Here is a 19,689-nt window from a genome sequence, read left to right as displayed (position 1 = left end):
CATGGAACTACCGCTGCTGATCGCGCTGCCGCTGCTGGCCGCGGCGCTGACCTGGGTGATCGGCATGCGCGTGCCGCGGCTGGTGGCGCCGATCATCGTCGGCCTGCCGCTGGTCGGGCTGGTGTTGCTGCTGCAGCTGCGCGGCGCGGTCTTCGACCAGCCCGGGGATGGGTTGGCCTGGCGCGTGAGCTGGCTGCCGGCGCTGGGACTCGACCTGTCGCTGCGCCTGGACGGGCTGGCCTACCTGTTTGCGCTGCTGGTGGTCGGTGTCGGCCTGCTGGTGATCCTGTATGCGCGCTACTACCTCGCGCGCAATGAATCGGCGGTGCGCTTCTTCTGCCTGCTGCTCCTGTTCATGGCGGCGATGCTGGGCGTGGTGCTGGCCGGCAACCTGCTGTTGCTGGCGGTGTTCTGGGAGCTGACCAGCATCCTGTCGTTCCTGCTGATCGGCTTCTGGTCATGGCGCGGCGACGCCCGCCAGGGCGCGCGCATGGCACTGACCGTCACCGGCGGCGGCGGGCTGGCGCTGCTGGCCGGGGTGCTGCTGCTGGGCCATATCTGCGGCAGCTTCGAGCTGTCGGCGGTGCTGGCGCAGGCCGGCAACGTGCAGCGCCACCCGCTCTACATGCCGATGCTGGTGCTGATCCTGCTGGCGGTCTTTACCAAGTCGGCGCAGTTCCCGTTCAGCTTCTGGCTGCCGCAGGCGATGGCCGCGCCCACGCCGGTGTCCGCGTACCTGCACTCGGCCACCATGGTCAAGGCCGGCGTGTTCCTGCTGGCGCGCCTGTACCCGGTGCTGGACGGCACCAACGGCTGGTTCTACCTGGTCAGCATGACCGGGCTGGCAACGCTGATCTTCGGCGCCGCGATGGCGCTGCTGCAGCGCGACCTCAAGGGGCTGCTGGCGTATTCCACCATCAGCCACCTGGGGCTGATCACGCTGCTGTTCGGGCTCGATACCCAACTCAGCACGGTGGCGGCGATCTTCCACATCATCAACCACGCCGTGTTCAAGGCGTCGCTGTTCATGGCCGCAGGCATCATCGACCACGAGACCGGCACGCGCGACCTGGACCGGCTGCACGGGCTGGCCCGCTACATGCCGCATACGGCAGTGCTGGCGATCGTGGCGTCGTTGTCGATGGCGGGCGTGCCGCTGTTCAACGGCTTCCTCAGCAAGGAAATGTTCTTTGGCGAGACCCTGGCGCAGGGCCTGCTGGGCGAATTCAACTGGGTCATCCCGGCGGCGGCGACGATGGCCGGCGCGCTGACGATGGCGTATTCGCTGCGCTTTATCTACGGCGTGTTCTTTGGCGCCAGGCAGCCAGACATTCCCAACTACCCGCCGCACGAGCCGCCGCGCTTCATGAAGGTGCCGGTGGAATTCCTGGTCGTGATCTGCCTGGTGGTCGGGCTGGTGCCCGCTTACACGGTGGGCACCCTGCTGGCGGCGGCGTCGCTGGCCACGCTGCGCGCGCCGCTGCCGCCGTACAGCCTGAACCTGTGGCACGGCGTCAACCTGCCGCTGGTGATGAGCCTGCTGTCGATGACGGGCGGCGCGGCGCTGTTCTTCCTGCGCCGCGATGCGCTGCGGCGCTGGCAACAGTCGCTCGAGCACCTGAATGCGCGCCGTTCGTTCGAGAGCGGCATGCGCGCGCTCGAGGGCGTAGCCACCGCCATCACGCGCACGCTGGAGCGCGGTTCGTTGCCGGGCTATATCGCCTGGATGCTGCTGGCAATGCTGGCGCTGCCGGCCTGGTACCTGGCCGATCTCGACGCGCTTGCCGGCACCATCCCGGCCGGCGCGCTCGACCCGATGGGCAGCGCGGCGCTGGCGCTGCTGGCGGTGCTGGCGCTGGCGGTGGTGGTCGCGCGCGGGCAGCGACTGGCGGCGCTGGTGCTGCTCAGCGGCTGCGGCCTAATGGTGTCGCTGGTGTTCCTGCGTTTCTCGGCACCGGACCTGGCGCTGACGCAGCTTTCGGTAGAGGTGGTGACGGTCGTGCTGCTGGTGCTGGCGCTGTTCTACCTGCCGCGCGAGACGGCCGAGCAGGGCGGCCCGGCGCGGCGCGCCCGCGACGTGGTGCTCTCGCTGGGCGGCGGTACGCTGCTGGCGGTGGCCGCCTATGCGGTGATGACGCGTCCGTACGACCCGGTGTCGGCCTTCTATGTCGAGCAGGCGGTGCCGGGCGGCGGTGGCCACAACGTGGTCAACGTGCTGCTGGTGGACTTCCGCGGCTTCGACACCATGGGCGAGATCTGCGTGCTGCTGATCGCCGGCCTGGCGGTGCAGGCGCTGCTCAAGGGCATGCGCCTGCCAACGCCGTCGGCCGCGCCTGACGGGCTGCCGTGGACCAGCCAGGCGCATCCGCTGTTGCTGTCGATGCTGGCGCGGCTGATGCTGCCGCTCACGCTGCTGGTGGCGGTGTTTATCCTGCTGCGCGGGCACAACCTGCCGGGCGGTGGCTTTATCGCGGCGCTGATCACGTCGGTGGCGCTGCTGCTGCAGTACGTGGCCAACGGCGTGCGCTGGACCGAATCGCGCATCGCGCCGGACTATCGCGCCATCGCCGGCGCCGGCATCCTGCTGGCGGGGCTGACCGGTCTCGGCAGCCTGGCCTTCGGCTATCCCTTCCTGACGACCGCGTTCGGGCATTTCCACCTGCCGGGCATCGGCGAAATCGAACTGGCCACGGCCATGATCTTTGACGTAGGTGTGTTCTGCACCGTGACCGGGACCACGCTGGTCATCATCTCGCACCTTGGCGTGCGCAACCTGCCGCCTGCGCGCGCCACGGAGGACGACTGATGGCCGCCCTCTACGCCGTGACCATCGGCATCCTGACCGCCTGCGGCATCTACCTGCTGCTGCGCGAGCGGGTCTTCACCGTGGTGCTGGGCCTGACGCTGCTGTCGTATGCGGTCAGCCTGTTCCTGCTCGGCATGGGCCGGCTGTCGATCGGCCAGCCGCCGGTGATCGTGCCCGGCGCCAGCTATGCCGACCCGCTGCCGCAGGCGCTGGTGCTGACCGCCATCGTGATCGCGTTCGGCATGACGGCGTTTGCCGTGGTGCTGGCGCTGCGTTCGCTGGGGCTGACCGGCAGCGATCATGTCGACGCGGCCGGCGAGCCTGAAAACACCGCGGCGCCAGACCCCGATGGTGATGATGCAGGGAGCAAGCCGGAGCCGCGGCCATGAACCACGCCGTACTGCTTCCCATCCTGCTGCCGATGTTCGCCGGCGCGCTGCTGACGGCGATGCCAGCGCAGGCCTTGCGTGCGCAGCGTGCCGTGTGCACGGTAGCCGCGCTGTTGCTGCTGCCGGTGGCCATCATGCTGATGCAGCATGCGGCCACGGGCGCCATCGACGTCTATGCGATGGGCAACTGGGCCGCCCCGTTCGGCATCGTGCTGCAGCTGGACCGTACCGGCGCCATGATGCTGGTGCTGACGTCGGTGCTGGCTATTGCGGCGCTTGCCGCGGCAGGCGAGGGCACCGCGCGCCAGGGCCGGCATTTCCACGCGCTGTTCCAGTTCCAGCTGATGGGCCTGAACGGCGCGTTCCTGGCCGGCGACCTGTTCAACCTGTTCGTCTTCTTCGAGATCCTGCTGATCGCCTCCTACGCGCTGCTGGTGCATGGCGCGGGCCGCGCGCGCATCGGCGCCGGGCTCCACTACGTCATCCTGAACCTGGTGGCCTCGTCGTTCTTCCTGGTGGCGATCGGCGTGCTGTACGGGCTCAGCGGCACGCTCAACATGGCGCACCTGGGCTTGCGGCTGGCCGGCCTGCCGGCGCAGGACCTGCCGCTGGCAGTGGCCGCCGGCGTCATGCTGATGCTGGTGTTCGCGCTCAAGGCGGCGCTGTTCCCGCTGTACTTCTGGCTGCCACGTGCCTATGGCAGTGCGACCGGCCCGGTCGCCGCGCTGTTCGCCATCATGACGAAGGTCGGCATCTACGCCATGTTGCGCTGTGCCGCGTTGCTGTTCGGCGGCGCGCAGGGGCTGCTGGGGCCGTTCCTGCATGACTGGGTGTTTCCGCTGGCGCTGGTGACGCTGGCGATCGGCGGCATCGGCGCGGTGGCCGCCCGCACGCTGCGCGCGATGACGAGCTACCTGGTGGTGGCGTCGGTGGGTCTGCTGTCGGCCAGCGTGGCGATGCAGACGCAGGCCGGCTGGGCCGCAGCGCTGTACTACCTGCCCAGCACCACGCTGTGCACGGCGGGCCTGTTCCTGCTGGCCGATGCGCTGGAGCCGGATCCCGCGCGCGACGGCGCGCCGCCGGTGGCCTCGCGACTGGCCGGGGTACTGTACCTGGTCGGCGTGCTCGCGGCGGTGGGCCTGCCGCCGCTGTCGGGCTTCCTCGGCAAGGCCATGATCCTGCGCGCGACCCCCGCGCCATGGATGCCGGCGCTGTGGCCGGTGGTACTGGGATCGAGCCTGCTGCTGTTGATCGCGGTGTCGCGCACCGGTACGCGGCTGCTGTGGCGCCTGCCGCATGAAGCGGCGCAGGTGCCGGAAGGCGCGGAGTATCTCGACGAGGACCATCCTTCCGCGGCGCGCGCCCGCGTGCGGCCGGATCCGCGCAAGCTGGCCTGCTGCGCGCTGCTGCTGGCGGGCAACGTCGCGCTGACCGTCTATGCGCGGCCGGCCACCGAATACATGGCGGACGCCGCCGCGCAGTTGCTGGATCGCGCGGCCTACCTGCGGGCCGTGTTGCCCGCGCAAGGGGAGTAGCCATGCTGCGCCGCTTGATGCGCCACCTGCTGCCCCATCCCTGGCTCAGCCTGATCCTGTTGCTGATATGGCTGATGCTGTCCAACAGCATCGCCCCCGGCCACTGGCTGCTGGGCGCATTGCTCGGCTGGGCCATCGGCCGCCTGGCCGACCGATGGCTGGTGCTGAGCGCATTCCGGCTGTCACGTCCCGACCTGATCCTGCGCCTGAGCATCCATGTGCTGATCGATATCGTCATGGCCAATATCGAAGTGGCCATCCTGGTGCTGGGCCGCACCGCACGGCTGCGGCCGGCCTTCATCGTGGTGCCGCTGGACGTGGAGCATGAACTGGCCACCACCGCGCTGATCAGCATCGTTTCCCTGAGCCCGGGCACGCTGTGCGCCGAACTCAGCGACGACCGGCGCGCGCTGCTGGTCCACGTGCTCGACCTGGAAGAAGAAGCGGCCCTGGTCGAACGCATCAAGTCGCGCTATGAAATCCCGCTGAAGGAGATTTTCCAATGCTTGCCATCGTGATACCGGTGTGCCTGGTCATCCTCGGGCTGGCCTTCCTGCTGACCTTTGCGCGGCTGCTGCGCGGGCCCAGCCTGCCGGACCGCATCGTGGCGCTGGACACGCTTAATATCAACGCCATCGCGTTGATCGTGCTGCTGGGCATCAGCCTGGATTCGGCCATGTTCTTCGAGGCCGCGCTGCTGATCGCGGTGATGGGCTTCGTCGGCACGGTAGCGCTGTCCAAGTACCTGCAACGCGGCGACATCATCGAATACTGAGAGACCGCCATGCTGCATCCCGTCGCGGAATTCATTGTTTGCGCGCTGCTTGTGATCGGCAGCGTATTCATGCTGGTGGGCGCGATCGGGCTGTTCCGCCTGCCGGACTTCTTCATGCGGCTGCACGGGCCGACCAAGTCGACCACGCTGGGCGTAGGCGGCGTGGTGCTGGCGTCGGTGGCGTATTTCAGCTTTCGCGGCGACGCCAGCGTGCATGAGCTGCTGGTGACCGCGTTCCTGTTCCTGACCGCGCCGATCAGTGCGCACATGCTGTCCAAGGCCGCGTTGCAGCGCCAGCTGCCGGTGGATCCGCGCACGCGCGGCAGCGGCTGGATGCCGCGCATCCGCGACTAAGGCCGCTTACATTTTTTCTGCAGGCGCGATGCCGATCCGGATCATTGCCTGACCCCCGCGTGCCCTATATTTTTTGCAATGACGCGCCATGCGCGGCGCGCAGCCTTGCCAACGTTACAGGGGGAAAGTTCCATGACCGCCATGCAAGATCCGCGCCTCGGCGCCTGCGCCTACCTGCTGCACCTGCTGCTGCAGCGCGCCGAGGCCAGCCAGCCCGGCTTCCTGGACGACCTGATCCGTGGTGTTGCCGCCGACCGCGCCGGCATGCCTGACGTGCCGGAGCGGGAACAGGCGCTGCCGGTATTCGACGAAGCGCTGCGCATGCTCGAATTTGCCAACGTGCAGATGAAGGAAGCGCAGGCGCTGGGGCGGCCCTGACGCCATCGCTCCACGCAGCCCCGCCTGGTTTACTTTCGCGGCCAGGTGTCCTACACCCACTGAGGCGATCCCGGCTTCCAGCGTGCCGGGCAAGGGGACTTCCATGGTTTTGCCGAATGCCGACCAGCCGAATGCCGACCACCCGGATTCCGACCACATTTTCGCGGGTGCGATCCCTGACGTGTATGCGTCGCTGATGGTGCCCATGATCTTTGCGCCCTATGCCGCCGAACTGGCCGAACGCATCGCAGCGCTGCAACCGCGCCGGGTGCTGGAGCTGGCCGCCGGTACCGGCGTGCTCACGCGCGAGCTGGCGCGCCGGCTCGCGCCCGGCGCGATCATCGTTGCCACTGACCTCAATGCGCCGATGCTGGCGCGGGCCCAGGCCGAGGGCACGGAGCGCCCGGTGACCTGGCGCGAGGCCGACGCCATGGCGCTGCCGTTCGGCGATGCCAGCTTCGACCTGGTGGCCTGCCAGTTCGGCGTGATGTTCTTCCCCGACAAGGCCAAGGCCTTCGCCGAAGCGCGCCGCGTGCTGGTGCCGGGCGGGACGCTGGTGTTCAACGTCTGGGACCGGATCGAGTTCAACGCATTTGCCCGCGATGTCTCGGCGGCGCTGGCCCGCCTGTTCCCCGAGGCCCCCCCGGATTTCATGGCGCGCACGCCGCACGGCTATCACAGCCAGGCGGCGATCGAGCAGGACTTGCGCCAGGGCGGCTTTACCGCGCCGCCGCTGTTCGAGACCGTCACCGCCACCAGTCGCGCCGATGCCGCCCGCGTCCCGGCAGTGGCGTACTGCCAGGGCACGCCGCTGCGCGCGGACCTGGAGCGGCGCGGCCCCGATGCGCTGGCGCGGGCGACTGACGCTTGCGCACAGGCGCTCCTGGCGGCATTTGGAGACGGACCCGTCGCCGGCCCGATGCAGGCGCATGTCGTGATGGCCGTCGCCAGCGGCTGAGGCATGCCCCGGCATGGCGCAAGCGGCAAGCCGGCCATCCGTCCGGTCGCCGCACCACGCGCCAGGCTGTTACCAAACGGCTTATTCCCTACACTGGATGCATACGGACAGCCGCCCGCGGCACGGAGCCTGGCGCACGCAAGCTGCGCCAGGAAGGGAGCCTCGCATGCAGCCGGACCAGCCAGACCAGCCAGACCCCAAACCCGTGGCGCTTGCCCTGCAGGGTGGGGGCATGCACGGGGCATTCACCTGGGGCGTGCTCGACCGCTTGCTTGAGGACGGCAGGCTGGCGATCGAGGGCGTCAGCGCCACCAGCGCCGGCGCCATGAACGGCGCGGTGCTGGCCTACGGGCTGCTGCAAGGCGGCAGCGCCGGCGCACGCGAGGCCCTGCACGCATTCTGGCTGGCGATCTCGCACTCGGCGCAGCGCTACAGCCCGTTCCGCTGGATGCCCTGGTTCAAGACCGGCCATACCCTGGGGCTGAACCATTCCCCGCTGTATGCCATGGCCGACATTGCGCTGCGCCTCCTGTCGCCATACCAGTTCAACCCCAACAACCTGAACCCGCTGCGCGAAGTGCTCGGCTCGCAGGTGGACTTCGCCGTGCTGCGCCAGCATTGCCCGATCCAGCTCTACCTGTGCGCGACCAATATCGAGACCGGCCGCATACGCATCTTTCCGCCGGAGGAACTGAGCATCGATGCCGTGCTGGCATCGGCCTGCGTTCCCACGCTGTTCCAGGCGGTGTGCATCGATGGCCAGTATTACTGGGACGGCGGCTATGTCGGCAACCCGGCGATCTTCCCGCTGATCTACCACTGCCGGACCCACGACGTGGTCATCGTCCATATCAACCCGATCGTGCGCCACGGCGTGCCCACCTCGGCGGCGGATATCCTCAACCGCGTCAATGAACTCAGCTTCAACTCATCGCTGATGCGCGAGATGCGCGCCATTGCCTTCGTCACCGCGCTGATCCAGCAGGGCAAGGTCGACGGTCGCGAGATGAAGGAGATGTGGATCCACTCGATCCGCTCCGACGAGACCATGGCGGCGCTCGGCGTGTCGACCAAGTACAACGCCGACTGGGGCTTCCTGTGCGCGCTGCGCGACCGGGGCAGGGAGCAGGCCACGGCCTGGCTGGCGCAACACTACGACAGCATCGGCCAGCGCTCCAGCATCGACATCAGCGGCGAATTCCTGTGACGCCGGCGGGGCCCGGCTGTGCCAGCCGCCACGCCAGGTTGCCGCGAGCGCGGGCCTCGTAGCGCGCGTGGAACAGCTCGGTGTAGTAGATGCGCGGGCTGTCCAGCAAGGCACGCAGGAAGGCGCGCTCGGCGGCATCGTAGGCCTGGTCGTCCAGGTCGGTGCGCTCGGCGCGCAGGCAGGCGCCATTGTGGCGGAAGCGCACCCGGCTGCAGCCGAGCGCCGCCAGGTCGATATCGGCGGTGAAGCGGCCCGCGGGGCTTGCCGGCATCCCGTCGTGGACCGTTTCCCGCACCAGTGCGGCGATCCGGTCGGCGGCGGCAATGCCGGTCCCCCACTGCAGGATCCAGCCGGCGCTGCGCGCTTCGTTGTCGGTCGCGCCGGGCACGTAGATCACGTCATGGCACCACAGCGCCAGTTCCACCGCGTCGGTATCGTCCGGGGCGATGGCGTCGCGCGCCCAGTCCAGGTCGCGCAGGCAGCGGCGGATGTGGTCGAGCGTGTGGTAATGGCGGCCCGGCTCGCCGTAGCGGCCGGCAAGGTCGGCAAAGGCGTCGCGCGCATGCGTGCCCCCAGCGCGCGCCCACACGGCTGCGAAGCGGTCCTGGAGCTGGCTGGCCTGTAGCGGGGTCATGGGCGCGAAGGGTTATGGTGCCGGATGCGTGGCGGATACCTCGCCTCCCAGCGCGGCCAGCAGCGCGGCGGCCTCCTGCTGGTCGGCCGTGTCGCTGCCTTCGGTCAGCGGCGCAAGGTGCCGGGCCAGCATCTCGCGCGCCACATCGGCCTTGCCCTGGGTGCGCAACAGCCTGGCCAGGCTTTGCGCGGCGCGCAGCGCCAGCAGCCTCGCACCTTGCCCGGTGGCGATGTCGAGCGCCTGCCGGAAGCAGGCTTCTGCTTCCTCGTGTCCGGACGGCTGCAGCCGGCACAGCATGTCGCCGCGCAGCCGCCACAGCGTGGCTTCGTCGAGCCGCTCGCCGGTCTCCTCAGCCAGTGCCAGCCCACGCGCCAGCGCTTCCTGGGCGGCGTCCGCCCGCCCGGCCTTGCCGCAGGCATCGGCCAGCAGCGACAGCAGGTTGGGGATGCCGAGCACTGCGCCGGTGCCCTCGTAGGCGGCCAGGCCATGGCGGATCCGGGCGATCCCTTCCTCGGCCTCGCCCAGTTCGGCCATCGCCCAGCCTTGCACCACCGTGCCCCACGCCAGGTAGATCGGGAATCCCTGCTCGCCGGAGATGGCGATCGCGGCCTCGGCATACTCGCGTGCCAGCTGCGCCTCGCGCCGGCACTGGTGCACTTCGGCGGCAAATACCAGGCACAGCGCCAGGTTGTAGGCGTCGGGGCGCGTGCGCGCCATCACCAGCGCTTCCTGGCATAGTGCGCGGGAATGGTCGGGGAAGCCGAGGTACCACATGATCCAGCCCAGCGTGCTGGTCGCGTGCACGACCGGATCGCGCCCGTAGCCCATCAGGAAGTCATAGGCCTGCGAATCGGGGTGGGGCAGGGCGAGCACCGTCTCCATATGCGTGCGCGCGGCGTCGAGCTTGCCCAGCCGGAACAGCGTGGCTCCCAGCACGCGGTGGCCTTCGGCCAGCTGCTTGGGCCGCTGCGACTGCAGTGCCAGGCCGAGCAGCCGCTTGCCCAGCGGCAGCGACACCTGGTATTGCGCGCGCAACTGGTAGAAGGCCCACAGGCCGAGCTGCGCGGAAAAGACATAAGGCGTCTGCCGACCCTGTTCGCACAGCGCCAGCGCGCGCTGGTAATTGGCCTCGACTTCCTGCGACGCCTGCCCACGCGCGGCCATCAGCGCCGGTCCCAGCGTCAGCAGCAGCGTCAGTTCCTGGCGCGCGCGCTCGGCCGTGTCGGGCTGCCGCTTGAGCAGCTCGATGGCGGTGCTCAGGTGCCGGATCGCCTCGGCCTGCGCCGAGCGCTGCAGCGCCTGCTGGCCGGCGCAGTGCAGGTATTCGACCGCCTTGGGCACGTTGCCACTGAGGCTGTAGTGGTGGGCCAGCTCGCTGCAATAGTCCTTGAGCCGGCCCTGGAACAAGTCTTCGATTGCCCGTGCCGTGCATTCATGCAATGCGCTGCGGCGTTCGGTCAGCAGCGAATTGCCGGCGACCTCCTGGGTCAGCGCGTGCTTGAACGCGTACTCGACTTCCGGGAACGCCGGGCGTTCGTGGATGAAGTCGGCGGCCTGCAGGTCGGCCAGCAACGGATGCAGCTTGTCGTCGTCGAGCCCGGCCACGCGCAGCACCAGGCTTTGCGGGAATTCCTTGCCGATCACCGCCAGCGTCTGCAGCAGCTCTTTCTGCGCCAGCGGCAGCCGGTCGATACGCGCGGCCAGCACGCCCTGGACCGTGGTCGGGATGTGGAGCAGCGCCGGCGCCTGCTCGATGCGGTAGCAGCCGGGCTGGCCCAGCAGCGCGCCTTCCTCGGAAAGGGTCTGGACCACTTCCTCCATGAAGAACGGGTTGCCTTCGGTCTTGCCGAGGATCAGCCGCTTCAGCGGCACCAGGCTCTGGTCGTCGCCAAGCAGCGCGGTCAGCAGGCCCTGCGCCTCGGCCGGGCCCAGCGGCTGCAGCCGCAGCTGCGAGTAATGTGCGCCGGCTTCCCAGCGATGGGTGTATTCGGGCCGGTAGTTGACCAGCAGTACCATGCGCGCGCCGGGCACATGGTCGACCATCATGTTGAGGAAGGCCTCGGTTTCTCCGTCAAGCCATTGCAGGTCTTCGAAGATCAGCATCAGCGGCTGGTTGGCGCTCTCGCGCACCAGCAGCCGGGCGATCGCGTCAAAGGTGCGCTGGCGCCGGATCGACGGATCCATGGTCGGCAGCGGCGAACCCGGTTCGGTGGTGCCCAGCAGGTAGAGCAGGTAGGGCAGGTGGTCTTCCAGCGAACGGTCGAGCGTCAGCAGCCGGCCCGTCACCTTCTCGCGGCAAGCGCGGTCGCCGTCCTGCGCGGTGATCTGGAAGTAGTTCTTCAGCAATTCGATCAGCGGCAGGTAGGCGAAGGCCTTGCCGTGCGAGACCGAGAACGTCTCCAGTGCCAGGCATCCCTGTTGCGAGCGGGTCTTGAATTCATGGAACAGCCGTGACTTGCCGACGCCGGCCTCGCCTACCACGGCGACGATGCGGCCGTCGCCCGCCTTGGCATGCTCCAGCGCCTCATGCAAGTCTTCCAGTTCCTGCTGGCGTCCGACGAAACGGGCCAGCCCGCGATGCGCCGCCACCTGCAGGCGCGTGCGCAACGCACCCAGGCCGACCACCTCATATACCGCCAGCGGTTCGCGCACGCCCTTGACATGCGTGGTGCCCAGCGCCGTGAACTCGAAATAGCCTTCGGCGAGCTTGTGCGTGGATTCGCTGACCAGGATCGATGCCGGCGTGGCAATCCCTTCCATGCGCGAGGCAATGTGGATGGTGTGCCCGACCGGGTCATAGTCGGTATGCAGGTCGTCCTTGCGGATCGATCGCACCACCACCTCGCCGGTATGGATGCCGATGCGGATCTGCAGCGGGATGCCTTGCTCCAGCCGCACCCGGTCGCTGTGGCGATGCATCGCGCCCTGCATCCGCAGCGCCGCGTACAACGCGCGCAGGGCATGGTCCTCGTGCGCGATCGGCGCGCCGAACAGCGCCAGGATGCCGTCGCCGAGGAACTTGGCGACATAGCCTTCGTAGTGGTGGACCGCCTCCATCATCAGCGTCACCACCGGGTCGATCAGCCGGCGCGCGTCTTCCGGGTCCAGGTCCTGCGTCAGCGCGGTCGAGCCGGCCATGTCGGCGAACAGGGCGGTGATGGTCTTGCGCTCGCCGGCGGCCTCGCCGCGGGCTTCCATGGCTGCCTGTTCGGCCAGGATGCGTTCGGCGAGATGGGGCGGGGTGTAGTGGACGGGGGCGGTCGCCGGTGGCCTGGCTGGTTGCGGCGCCAGTTGAGGCGCGGGTGCCGGCGCGGGTGTGTCAGTCAGGGAAACGCCGCAGGCCCGGCAGAACTTGGCGGCAGGCGTGGCCTCTGCGCCACATTGCGGACAAACGCGGGCAAGCCTCGCCCCGCACTCCTCGCAGAAGTTGGCGCCCGCAAGGTTCGCGAAGCCGCAATGCGTGCAGCGCATTTCGCCTCCTGACCGGACCGGGTCATGCCGACCCGCCTGTTCAGACTATTAGAGGCAGATTTGGGCGGCGTGGCAAGGTGAGGGCGTCGTTGACGCCGTGGTGGCGCGGTGGTGGCAATGCAGCGCCGGCTTGGGCACAATGCAGGGCCAGCCAAGTGCCTCCGGCACGGCATCCGCTTGAGGAGCAACCGCCATGAAAAAGAGCGACACGCAAGACAGCAAGCAGGACAGCGAGCAAGACAGCATTCCGGCTCCGGAGCTGATCGATGCCAGGATCCGGGAGCTGGACGACTGGCGCGGCCAGATGCTCGGCCGGCTGCGCACGCTGGTCAGGGAAGCCGATCCGGAAGTCGTCGAGGAATGGAAATGGCGCGGCGTCCCGGTCTGGTCGCACGACGGCATCCTCTGCACCGGCGAGACCTACAAGAACGCTGTGAAGATGACCTTCGCCAAGGGCGCGGCGCTGGACGATCCTGCCGGCCTGTTCAACGCCAGCCTGGAGGGCAACACCCGCCGCGCCATCGACTTCCATGAAGGCGACAAGATCGACGAAAAGGCGTTGAAGACACTGATCCGCGCCGCCGTGGCGCTGAACCAGTCCAAGGGCCGGCGCTAGCCTCAGGCGGCGAGGCGCCGCTGCTGCCGGCGCATGCCATCGAAGATGGCGTTGGCCAGGTCCATGGGAAATTCCGGCGGCAGTGCCGAGCCGGCGGTATCGATGGCCAGGCTGGTCTGCGAGACGACCTGGTCGAGCATCGATCCGACGTCATCGGGCGAGAACCCGATGCGCTGTCCCTGGGCAAACCAGTGCCGCCGCTGGATCTCCTGGATGGCGTAGTGCGAATTCTTGCCGTGCAGCGCCATCGCCAGCCGTGCCCGTTGCGGCGCCAGCTGGTTCTTGCCTTTGCCGATGATCGGATGCGCCGACAGGATGTCGTACAGCGGCGTGGCTTCATACCGGCTGCCCGGCAGATGGCTGAGGCTGAAGTTCTTGCCATGGCCATCCGTGGCCGCGAGCAGCCAGAAGACGATCTGCGTGAGGAAGAAGTTGCGGCGATCGGACAGCGCCGAGCGTGAGCCCGACAGGATGTCGGCGATCTGCTGGATGCCAGGCCCGCCGTCCGATTCGTACTTCTGGAATGCCGAGGTCCCGGTGGCCTGGCACATGTCCTCCTGCGGCAGGCGCAGCAGCCAGGAACCGTCTGCAGAAGGCCTGCGGTCGAAGCGTTCGACTACCAGGGCCTTGATTTCCCCGAAGCGTGCAATCTCGCAGGCGGCGACCGGCAGGCCAAAGGCGGCGACGATCCTGGCGCAGAGCCATTCGTTTTCCACCGAGGTCCGCATGTCGGCGCGCATATTGCCGACCAGCCCCATTGGCAGCTTGAAGATATGCGTGGTAGGCGTACTGCCTTGCGGCAACAGCCATTGCCCGCCCCAGGACAGCAACGCGGTCTTTTCCTGCGCGCCGGCGATGGACAGGCGCAGGTCGTCGATGGGCTCGCGCAGCCCGAGCACGGGCTCGGTCGTGGCCTCGTGCAGCAGGGTGGCAATCTCGGGATCCGACAGCGGCCGCCCCTGGATGCGGTTCAACGCCGTCGGCGTTTCTCCCGGTGGCAACATCTGGATGGCGCCGGCGCAGTCGCGGCCGACCGTGGCCAGCAGCGCGAAGGCGTCGATCCCGCCGGTCTGGTACCGGGCAGCGATGCGCCGCCTGATGGCATCGCTGTCAGGCAGCAGATTGTCGAAATAATTGGCGACCACCGGTCCACGGTGTGGCTGGTTGCCCGGCGTGAAGGGCAATGACAACGACAACGGCCGGCCTTGCGGGTCGGCAATCCAGTCTTCGCGATAGGCCAGCCGGTCGCCGGCGGGCGTGGTTTCCCAGTGGCCCACCGGCAACCCGTTCATCCACAGGTCGAGCCGCTTCCCCTGCGTGCCGCGTGCCATGGCTACCAGTCCTCCCGCTGTGGTTCGGTGGTCGTGCGGACGGGACGGCTTGCCTTGGCCCCGGCGGGCTTTTTCGGCTTGTCTGCCGGCGCTGCCTTGCGAGCAACCTTGCCTGTCGGCAGGGCGGCGGGACTTGTCTCTTGCGCAGGCTCCGGCTGCGCATGGGTATCAGGGGCAGGGGAGAGCACCATATCCACGCCGAGCACGCGCAGCGCCTTGAACAGCCGCTCGACGCTGGCCGCGGCGGGATTGGCTTCCAGTTCGGCGTAGGTCTGTTGCCTGACGCCCAGGTAAGCCGCCATATTTGCCTGCGTCAGGCCCCTGGACTTCCTGAAGCCCTGCAGGATCGGGCGCAACTGGCTGAGGGTATGGATGGGATATTGCATGGTGCCGCGTGCCGGCCCGGGATGGCTGGCCATGGGTTGCTGACAATGTACAGGATATAACCTGTTTTAGTGTTTTACAAGCTATGGCCTGTATCTGAAGAATACAGGATAAAACCTGTACAGCAAGAAAACAGGCCAACACCTGTAATCTGACCGAGGTCCACAGGTGGTCCCGTAGATAGGACCACCCGGTTCCATTGAACGCGCTTGGCCCCGGGCATAGAGTCCACTTCACCCGAAGTAGCCAGAACAGTGGTGGAGACCGACATGCCTTTCAGCAGAAGACAGTTCCTGGCCAGTGCCGCGCTGGCCGCCCTGGCCTCGATGGCCCCGGCAGTGCAGGCCGCAACCGACAAGCCGATCACGATCGTGGTGGGCAGCCCGGCCGGCGGCACCACCGACGCACTGGCGCGCCTGATCGCCCGTTCGATGGGCGAGACGCTGCGGCGCAGCGTAGTGGTGGACAACAAGCCCGGCGCCGGCGGCAATATCGCCGCGCAATACGTTGCGCGCAGCACGCCGGACGGCACCACGCTGCTGATGAGCTTTACCGGCCATACCATCAACGCCTCGCTCTACAAGAACCTGCCGTTCGACGCGGTCAAGGACTTCACGCCGATATCGATGGTCGCGCGCGTGCCGAGCGTGCTGGTGGCGCGCAAGAACGCGCCGTTCAACAATACCGCCGGCCTGATCGATTATGCGAAGCGCAATCCTGGCAAGCTGAGCTTTGCCATCGGCGCGCAAGGATCGTCGCTGCACCTGGCGAGCGAGCAGTTCAAGCTGCAGACCGGCACCGATATCCTGAACATTCCCTACAAGGGCACCAATCCCGCACTGACCGACTTGCTGGCCGGCACCGTGGACCTGATGTTCGCCAGTACCGTCAACGTGCTGCCGCATGCGAAGTCCGGCGCGCTCAAGATCCTGGGCGTCAGCAGCAAGCAGCCGCTGGCGCAGTTCCAGGGCGTGCCCACCATCGGCAGTACCGTGAAGGGCTTCGAGTCATCGGCGTGGTTCGGGTTGTTCGGGCCGGCAAAGCTGCCGCAGGCAACCACCGACCAGCTGTATCGGGCGGTGAAGCTCGCGGTGGAGGATCCCGCGTACCAGCAGCGGATGGAAACCGAGGCCGCCAGCGCGGTCAGCATGACGCCGCAGGCGTTCGCGCAGTTTGTCCGCGGTGATATCCAGCACTGGGCCAAGGTGATCCAGGCATCCGGCACGCGGGTGGAATGATGGCGCAGGTGTCCGCACAGGCAGCGCCGCAGGCCATGCCCCAGACGCTCGCCCAGAAACTGCTGGCCCGCGCGGCCGGCCGCGCGCATGTCACGCCAGGAGAAATCGTCACCTGCCGCGTCGACCTGGCCATGATGCATGACTCGGGCGGCCCGCGCCGCGTGAAGCCGCTGCTGGAGAAAATCGGCGCCCGGGTCTGGGACCCGTCCAGGGTGGTGGTGGTCACCGACCACTACGTGCCCGCCCATGACGCCGACAGCCGCAGGATCGTGCAGATCGCACGCGACTGGGTCAGGGAGGAGGGCGTGGCGCGTTTCCACGACATGGAGGGCATCTGCCATGTGGTGGTGCCGCAGAAGGGCTACCTGCGTCCCGGCATGATGGCGGTCGGCGGCGACAGCCACTCGTCGACCGGCGGTGCTTTCGGCGCCTACATGTTCGGCATCGGCGCGACGGAGATGCTTGGCGTGCTGGTGACCGGGGAGATCTGGGTACGCGTGCCGCAGACCATCCGCATGCAATGGCATGGCCAACTGCGCGCCGGCGTGTCCGCTAAGGACATGATGCTGCGCATGTGCACGCAGTTCGGGATGGACGGCGGCCAGTACCAGGCGGTCGAATATGCCGGCGCCGCCGTGTCGGCGTTGTCGATGCAGGAGCGGATGACGCTGTCGAACATGACCGCCGAGCTCGGCGCCCAAGCCGGCCTGGTGGCGCCCGACGCGGTCACGCGTGACTGGCTGCTCGGCGCCGGCGTGGAGGCTTCGGACATCGACGTCGACCGCTGGCAGTCGGATGCCGGCGCCGCCTGCCTGGCTACCCATGACTTCGACGCCGCGTCGCTGGCGCCGCAGGTTTCGCGGCCGCATACCCCGGCGGATGCGGGCGATGTCGACAGCCTTGGCAATGTGGGAATCGACATCGCGTATATCGGCGCCTGCACCGGCGCCAAGCTCGACGACCTGCGCATGGCGGCGCAGGTGCTGCGCGGGCAGCGCGTGGCGCGCAATATCCGGCTGTTGGTGGCACCGGCCAGCGCCGCCGACCAGGCGCAGGCCGAGCGGGAGGGTACGCTGGGCGCGCTGGTGGCTGCCGGTGCCGAACTGCTGCCGAACGCGTGCGGCGCGTGCGCCGGCTACGGCGAGCACCGCTTTGGCGAGGACACCGTGGTGATCAGCGCCACCGCACGCAATTTCAAGGGGCGCATGGGCGCCGCATCGTCGCAGGTATATCTCGGTTCGCCGTACACGGTAGCCGCGTCGGCGATCGCGGGCCGAATCGCCGATCCACGGGAGATGCTGTCGTGAACAAGACGATGACGCCAGACATTGGTCCTTTCACCGGTCGCGCCTGGGTGTTCGGCGACGATATCAATACGGACTTGCTCGCGCCCGGCGCCTACATGAAGTACGGCATCGAAGAACTCGCGCGCCATTGCATGGAGCATGTCGATCCCGAGTTTGCCGGCGCGGTGCGGCCCGGAGACATCGTGTTCGGCGGGCGCAATTTCGGCGCGGGATCGTCGCGCGAACAGGCGGTGGAAGTGCTGCGCCACCTGGGCGTGGCAGCCGTGGTCGCGCCGTCGTTCGCCGGGCTGTTCTATCGCAACGGCTTCAACCTGGGCCTGCCGCTGTTCACCTGCCCGGCGCTGCCCCGGATCGCGGCGGGCCAGCGCGCCGGTTGCGATCTTGCGCGTGCGCAGGTCTTTGTCGAAGGCGTCACGCCGCTACAATGCGAACCGATTCCGCCGCACCTGGTGGACATGATCCACGACGGCGGCCTCGTGCCGCACCTCGCACGCAAGATTGCGGCGGGCCAACTTTCCGTGACCGGGATTCCAGCATGACACTGAAGCAACGCCTGCAACAACCCGGCATCGTCACCGCACCGGGTGTCTACGATGCATTTTCCGCGCTGCTGGTCGAACAGGCCGGCTTCCAGGCCGCCTACCTGTCCGGCGCCAGCATCGCCTATACGCGATTCGGCCGGCCGGATATCGGCTTCCTGTCGCTCGACGACGTGGCCTCGGTCACCCGCAATATCCGCGAGCGCGTGGCGCTGCCGCTGATCGTCGATGCCGACACCGGCTTCGGCAATGCACTTAACGTAGTGCAGACCGTCCGCGTGCTCGAGCGTGCCGGCGCATCGGCGATCCAGCTGGAAGACCAGGCAATGCCCAAGCGCTGCGGGCATCTCGACGGCAAGTCGGTGATCCCGGCCGCCGAGATGGCGGGCAAGATCCGCGCCGCCTGCGATGCGCGCCGCGATGCGGGCACGCTGATCATTGCCCGCACCGATGCGGTGGCGGTGGAGGGCATGGAAGCGGCACTGGAACGCGCCGAGCGCTATGCCGAGGCCGGTGCCGACCTGCTGTTCGTGGAAGCGCTGCGCAGCCGCGAAGACATGTCGGCAGCCATCGCCAGGCTCGGGGCACGCGCGCCGCTGCTGGCCAATATGGTCGAAGGCGGCAAGACGCCGGTGCTGCCCGCGCCGGAACTGGAACAGATCGGCTTTCGCGTCGTGATATTCCCCGGCGGTACCGTGCGGGCGCTGGCCTTTGCGCTGCGCGACTACCTGCAGAGCCTGGGCGCGCACCAGACCACCACGCCGTACCTGGACCGGATGCTCTCGTTCCAGGCGCTCAACGAGACGATCGGCACGCCTGAAATGCTGGCGCTGGGCAAGCGCTACGAATAGGGCAGCAGCGCTTGTCCAGGCGGCGCGACGGGCGTACCGTGGCGGCAATGCCACGGTACGCTCGTCAGCCTGTTGCCCATGTCTTTGGATGCCAATCCCGATCTTCCCCGCTTCCAGCAAGTCCGGCTGATCCTGCGCGACCGTATCCGCGGCGGCTACTACGAGACCGGGATGCCGCTGCCCGGCGAGCGCCAGCTCGCCGAAGAATTCGGCGTGGCACGCGTCACCGTGCGCTCGGCGCTGGCGCGGCTGGAAGAGGAGGGGATGGTCGCGCGTCTGCGCGGAAAGGGCACCGTGCCGACCTTCCGGCATGCGGCAGTCACCGCCACGGCGGTGCGCGGCGGGTTGCTGGACAACATCGTCAGCGTCAGCAAGCGAACGCGCGTCACGGTCCTGGAATGGAAGCGCATGCCGGCTCCGCCAGCGGTCAGCACGGCGCTGGACCTGCCGCCCGGCGCCGCGGTGCTCAAGGTGGTGCGCGTGCGCAAGTTCAAGGCGCAGCCGATCGCCTATACCGAGGTCTTCGTGCCCGACGACCTGGCCACCGCGCTCGACCGGCATACGTTGCAGGACACGCCGATGCTGGTGGCGCTGGAACAGCACGGCGTGCATGTCGTTTCCGCCGACCAGACCCTTGGGGCTGCCGTCGCGGACCTTCAGGTTGCCCGCATCCTGCGCCTTAGTCCCGGCGTGCCGCTGTTGCGCGTTTCGCGCATCGCCACGGATCGGCAAGGCCGGCGTGTGCAATACCTGGTGGGCTTGTATCACCCGGAGCGCTACACCTACCAGATGCGCCTGTCGCGCGTGGGCGGGGCTACGCGTGTCTGGATCGACGCCGATTCGTCGGACGCGGGCGCGGCGGGCACGACGATTTCGCCGCTGGAATAATTCTGGGCCGCCCAAAATTCGATTTTTT

19 protein-coding genes are annotated in these 19,689 nt (G+C 68.1%); 15 read left to right on the top strand and 4 right to left on the bottom strand.

Annotated features, from left to right (window positions below; all coding sequences use genetic code 11):
• Position 1 precedes the first annotated feature (1 nt).
• The 9 genes from LPA45_RS08565 (at position 2) to LPA45_RS08525 (ending at position 8,402) form a co-directional block, all read left to right on the top strand.
• A complete protein-coding gene (locus LPA45_RS08565; RefSeq protein ID WP_317920928.1) occupies positions 2-2,806 on the top strand; it encodes a monovalent cation/H+ antiporter subunit A in 2,805 nt (934 codons plus the stop codon).
• Positions 2,806-3,195 (top strand): Na+/H+ antiporter subunit C, encoded by a 390-nt coding sequence (locus tag LPA45_RS08560; protein WP_317920930.1) that lies wholly within the window; start codon positions 2,806-2,808, stop codon positions 3,193-3,195. The genes LPA45_RS08565 and LPA45_RS08560 overlap by 1 nt, the downstream gene beginning before the upstream one ends.
• On the top strand, positions 3,192-4,730 hold the full coding sequence (locus tag LPA45_RS08555) for a monovalent cation/H+ antiporter subunit D (protein ID WP_317920932.1): 1,539 nt from the start codon (positions 3,192-3,194) through the stop codon (positions 4,728-4,730). The genes LPA45_RS08560 and LPA45_RS08555 overlap by 4 nt, the downstream gene beginning before the upstream one ends.
• Before the next feature lie 14 nt (positions 4,731-4,744).
• The gene (locus tag LPA45_RS08550) at positions 4,745-5,248 is read left to right on the top strand and encodes a Na+/H+ antiporter subunit E (RefSeq protein WP_317920956.1); all 504 of its coding nucleotides are present in this window, start codon (positions 4,745-4,747) and stop codon (positions 5,246-5,248) included.
• Complete coding sequence (locus LPA45_RS08545) at positions 5,233-5,505, top strand: K+/H+ antiporter subunit F (RefSeq protein ID WP_116320733.1); 273 nt, start codon at positions 5,233-5,235, stop codon at positions 5,503-5,505. The genes LPA45_RS08550 and LPA45_RS08545 overlap by 16 nt, the downstream gene beginning before the upstream one ends.
• A gap of 9 nt (positions 5,506-5,514) precedes the next feature.
• Positions 5,515-5,859, top strand: coding sequence for a Na+/H+ antiporter subunit G (locus LPA45_RS08540; RefSeq protein ID WP_116320734.1), 345 nt, complete (start codon positions 5,515-5,517; stop codon positions 5,857-5,859).
• A gap of 132 nt (positions 5,860-5,991) precedes the next feature.
• Positions 5,992-6,237: a hypothetical protein gene (locus LPA45_RS08535; protein WP_116320735.1), complete on the top strand. Its 246-nt coding sequence runs from the start codon at positions 5,992-5,994 to the stop codon at positions 6,235-6,237.
• A gap of 103 nt (positions 6,238-6,340) precedes the next feature.
• Positions 6,341-7,195, top strand: coding sequence for a class I SAM-dependent methyltransferase (locus tag LPA45_RS08530; RefSeq protein ID WP_317920936.1), 855 nt, complete (start codon positions 6,341-6,343; stop codon positions 7,193-7,195).
• Between the two features lie 166 nt (positions 7,196-7,361).
• Complete coding sequence (locus tag LPA45_RS08525) at positions 7,362-8,402, top strand: patatin-like phospholipase family protein (protein WP_116320737.1); 1,041 nt, start codon at positions 7,362-7,364, stop codon at positions 8,400-8,402.
• On the opposite strand, the gene LPA45_RS08520 is transcribed toward LPA45_RS08525, so the two are convergent.
• Positions 8,383-9,036 (bottom strand): hypothetical protein, encoded by a 654-nt coding sequence (locus LPA45_RS08520; RefSeq protein WP_317920938.1) that lies wholly within the window; start codon positions 9,034-9,036, stop codon positions 8,383-8,385. The two genes, LPA45_RS08525 and LPA45_RS08520, sit on opposite strands and share 20 nt — an antisense overlap.
• Positions 9,037-9,048: 12 nt before the next feature.
• Entirely contained in the window at positions 9,049-12,507 is a 3,459-nt protein-coding gene (locus LPA45_RS08515; RefSeq protein WP_317920940.1) for an adenylate/guanylate cyclase domain-containing protein, read from the bottom strand.
• A gap of 193 nt (positions 12,508-12,700) precedes the next feature.
• On the opposite strand from LPA45_RS08515, the gene LPA45_RS08510 reads away from it, so the two are divergent.
• Positions 12,701-13,123, top strand: coding sequence for a DUF1801 domain-containing protein (locus tag LPA45_RS08510; RefSeq protein WP_317920941.1), 423 nt, complete (start codon positions 12,701-12,703; stop codon positions 13,121-13,123).
• A 2-nt stretch (positions 13,124-13,125) separates the two neighbouring features.
• Here LPA45_RS08510 and LPA45_RS08505 read toward each other — a convergent pair whose 3' ends face one another.
• Positions 13,126-14,454, bottom strand: a complete 1,329-nt coding sequence (locus tag LPA45_RS08505) for a type II toxin-antitoxin system HipA family toxin (RefSeq protein ID WP_116320741.1) — start codon at positions 14,452-14,454, stop codon at positions 13,126-13,128.
• A 2-nt stretch (positions 14,455-14,456) separates the two neighbouring features.
• Complete coding sequence (locus LPA45_RS08500) at positions 14,457-14,873, bottom strand: helix-turn-helix transcriptional regulator (protein ID WP_317920943.1); 417 nt, start codon at positions 14,871-14,873, stop codon at positions 14,457-14,459.
• A gap of 234 nt (positions 14,874-15,107) precedes the next feature.
• Between LPA45_RS08500 and LPA45_RS08495 the strand changes: the two genes are divergently transcribed.
• The 5 genes from LPA45_RS08495 (at position 15,108) to LPA45_RS08475 (ending at position 19,661) form a co-directional block, all read left to right on the top strand.
• Complete coding sequence (locus LPA45_RS08495) at positions 15,108-16,076, top strand: tripartite tricarboxylate transporter substrate binding protein (RefSeq protein ID WP_116320742.1); 969 nt, start codon at positions 15,108-15,110, stop codon at positions 16,074-16,076.
• 35 nt (positions 16,077-16,111) lie between these two features.
• Positions 16,112-17,383, top strand: a complete 1,272-nt coding sequence (locus tag LPA45_RS08490; RefSeq protein ID WP_317920946.1) for a 3-isopropylmalate dehydratase large subunit — start codon at positions 16,112-16,114, stop codon at positions 17,381-17,383.
• A gap of 8 nt (positions 17,384-17,391) precedes the next feature.
• On the top strand, positions 17,392-17,922 hold the full coding sequence (locus tag LPA45_RS08485) for a 3-isopropylmalate dehydratase (protein WP_317920958.1): 531 nt from the start codon (positions 17,392-17,394) through the stop codon (positions 17,920-17,922).
• On the top strand, positions 17,919-18,773 hold the full coding sequence (locus LPA45_RS08480) for an oxaloacetate decarboxylase (protein ID WP_116320745.1): 855 nt from the start codon (positions 17,919-17,921) through the stop codon (positions 18,771-18,773). The genes LPA45_RS08485 and LPA45_RS08480 overlap by 4 nt, the downstream gene beginning before the upstream one ends.
• Positions 18,774-18,851: 78 nt before the next feature.
• Positions 18,852-19,661 carry a GntR family transcriptional regulator gene (locus tag LPA45_RS08475; RefSeq protein ID WP_317920949.1) on the top strand — a complete coding sequence of 270 codons (810 nt, stop codon included), beginning with the start codon at positions 18,852-18,854 and terminating at the stop codon, positions 19,659-19,661.
• The last annotated feature ends 28 nt before the right edge of the window (positions 19,662-19,689 follow it).

Source organism: Cupriavidus sp. Agwp_2 (assembly GCF_040784895.1).
Taxonomy (GTDB): domain Bacteria; phylum Pseudomonadota; class Gammaproteobacteria; order Burkholderiales; family Burkholderiaceae; genus Cupriavidus.
The sequence above is the reverse complement of the archived record's forward strand: the minus strand, read 5'-3'. Positions and strand labels throughout refer to the sequence as shown.

What these genes read in the sequence shown, in the direction of transcription:
- LPA45_RS08510 (WP_317920941.1), top strand. Translation starts at nt 12,701, where the DNA reads ATGAAAAAGAGCGACACGCAAGACAGCAAGCAGGACAGCGAGCAAGAC.
- LPA45_RS08500 (WP_317920943.1), bottom strand. Translation starts at nt 14,873, where the DNA reads ATGGCCAGCCATCCCGGGCCGGCACGCGGCACCATGCAATATCCCATC.
- LPA45_RS08475 (WP_317920949.1), top strand. Translation starts at nt 18,852, where the DNA reads ATGTCTTTGGATGCCAATCCCGATCTTCCCCGCTTCCAGCAAGTCCGG.
- LPA45_RS08480 (WP_116320745.1), top strand. Translation starts at nt 17,919, where the DNA reads ATGACACTGAAGCAACGCCTGCAACAACCCGGCATCGTCACCGCACCG.
- LPA45_RS08545 (WP_116320733.1), top strand. Translation starts at nt 5,233, where the DNA reads ATGCTTGCCATCGTGATACCGGTGTGCCTGGTCATCCTCGGGCTGGCC.
- LPA45_RS08485 (WP_317920958.1), top strand. Translation starts at nt 17,392, where the DNA reads ATGACGCCAGACATTGGTCCTTTCACCGGTCGCGCCTGGGTGTTCGGC.
- LPA45_RS08560 (WP_317920930.1), top strand. Translation starts at nt 2,806, where the DNA reads ATGGCCGCCCTCTACGCCGTGACCATCGGCATCCTGACCGCCTGCGGC.
- LPA45_RS08535 (WP_116320735.1), top strand. Translation starts at nt 5,992, where the DNA reads ATGACCGCCATGCAAGATCCGCGCCTCGGCGCCTGCGCCTACCTGCTG.
- LPA45_RS08490 (WP_317920946.1), top strand. Translation starts at nt 16,112, where the DNA reads ATGCCCCAGACGCTCGCCCAGAAACTGCTGGCCCGCGCGGCCGGCCGC.
- LPA45_RS08555 (WP_317920932.1), top strand. Translation starts at nt 3,192, where the DNA reads ATGAACCACGCCGTACTGCTTCCCATCCTGCTGCCGATGTTCGCCGGC.
- LPA45_RS08515 (WP_317920940.1), bottom strand. Translation starts at nt 12,507, where the DNA reads ATGCGCTGCACGCATTGCGGCTTCGCGAACCTTGCGGGCGCCAACTTC.
- LPA45_RS08525 (WP_116320737.1), top strand. Translation starts at nt 7,362, where the DNA reads ATGCAGCCGGACCAGCCAGACCAGCCAGACCCCAAACCCGTGGCGCTT.
- LPA45_RS08520 (WP_317920938.1), bottom strand. Translation starts at nt 9,036, where the DNA reads ATGACCCCGCTACAGGCCAGCCAGCTCCAGGACCGCTTCGCAGCCGTG.
- LPA45_RS08565 (WP_317920928.1), top strand. Translation starts at nt 2, where the DNA reads ATGGAACTACCGCTGCTGATCGCGCTGCCGCTGCTGGCCGCGGCGCTG.
- LPA45_RS08540 (WP_116320734.1), top strand. Translation starts at nt 5,515, where the DNA reads ATGCTGCATCCCGTCGCGGAATTCATTGTTTGCGCGCTGCTTGTGATC.
- LPA45_RS08505 (WP_116320741.1), bottom strand. Translation starts at nt 14,454, where the DNA reads ATGGCACGCGGCACGCAGGGGAAGCGGCTCGACCTGTGGATGAACGGG.
- LPA45_RS08495 (WP_116320742.1), top strand. Translation starts at nt 15,108, where the DNA reads ATGCCTTTCAGCAGAAGACAGTTCCTGGCCAGTGCCGCGCTGGCCGCC.
- LPA45_RS08530 (WP_317920936.1), top strand. Translation starts at nt 6,341, where the DNA reads ATGGTTTTGCCGAATGCCGACCAGCCGAATGCCGACCACCCGGATTCC.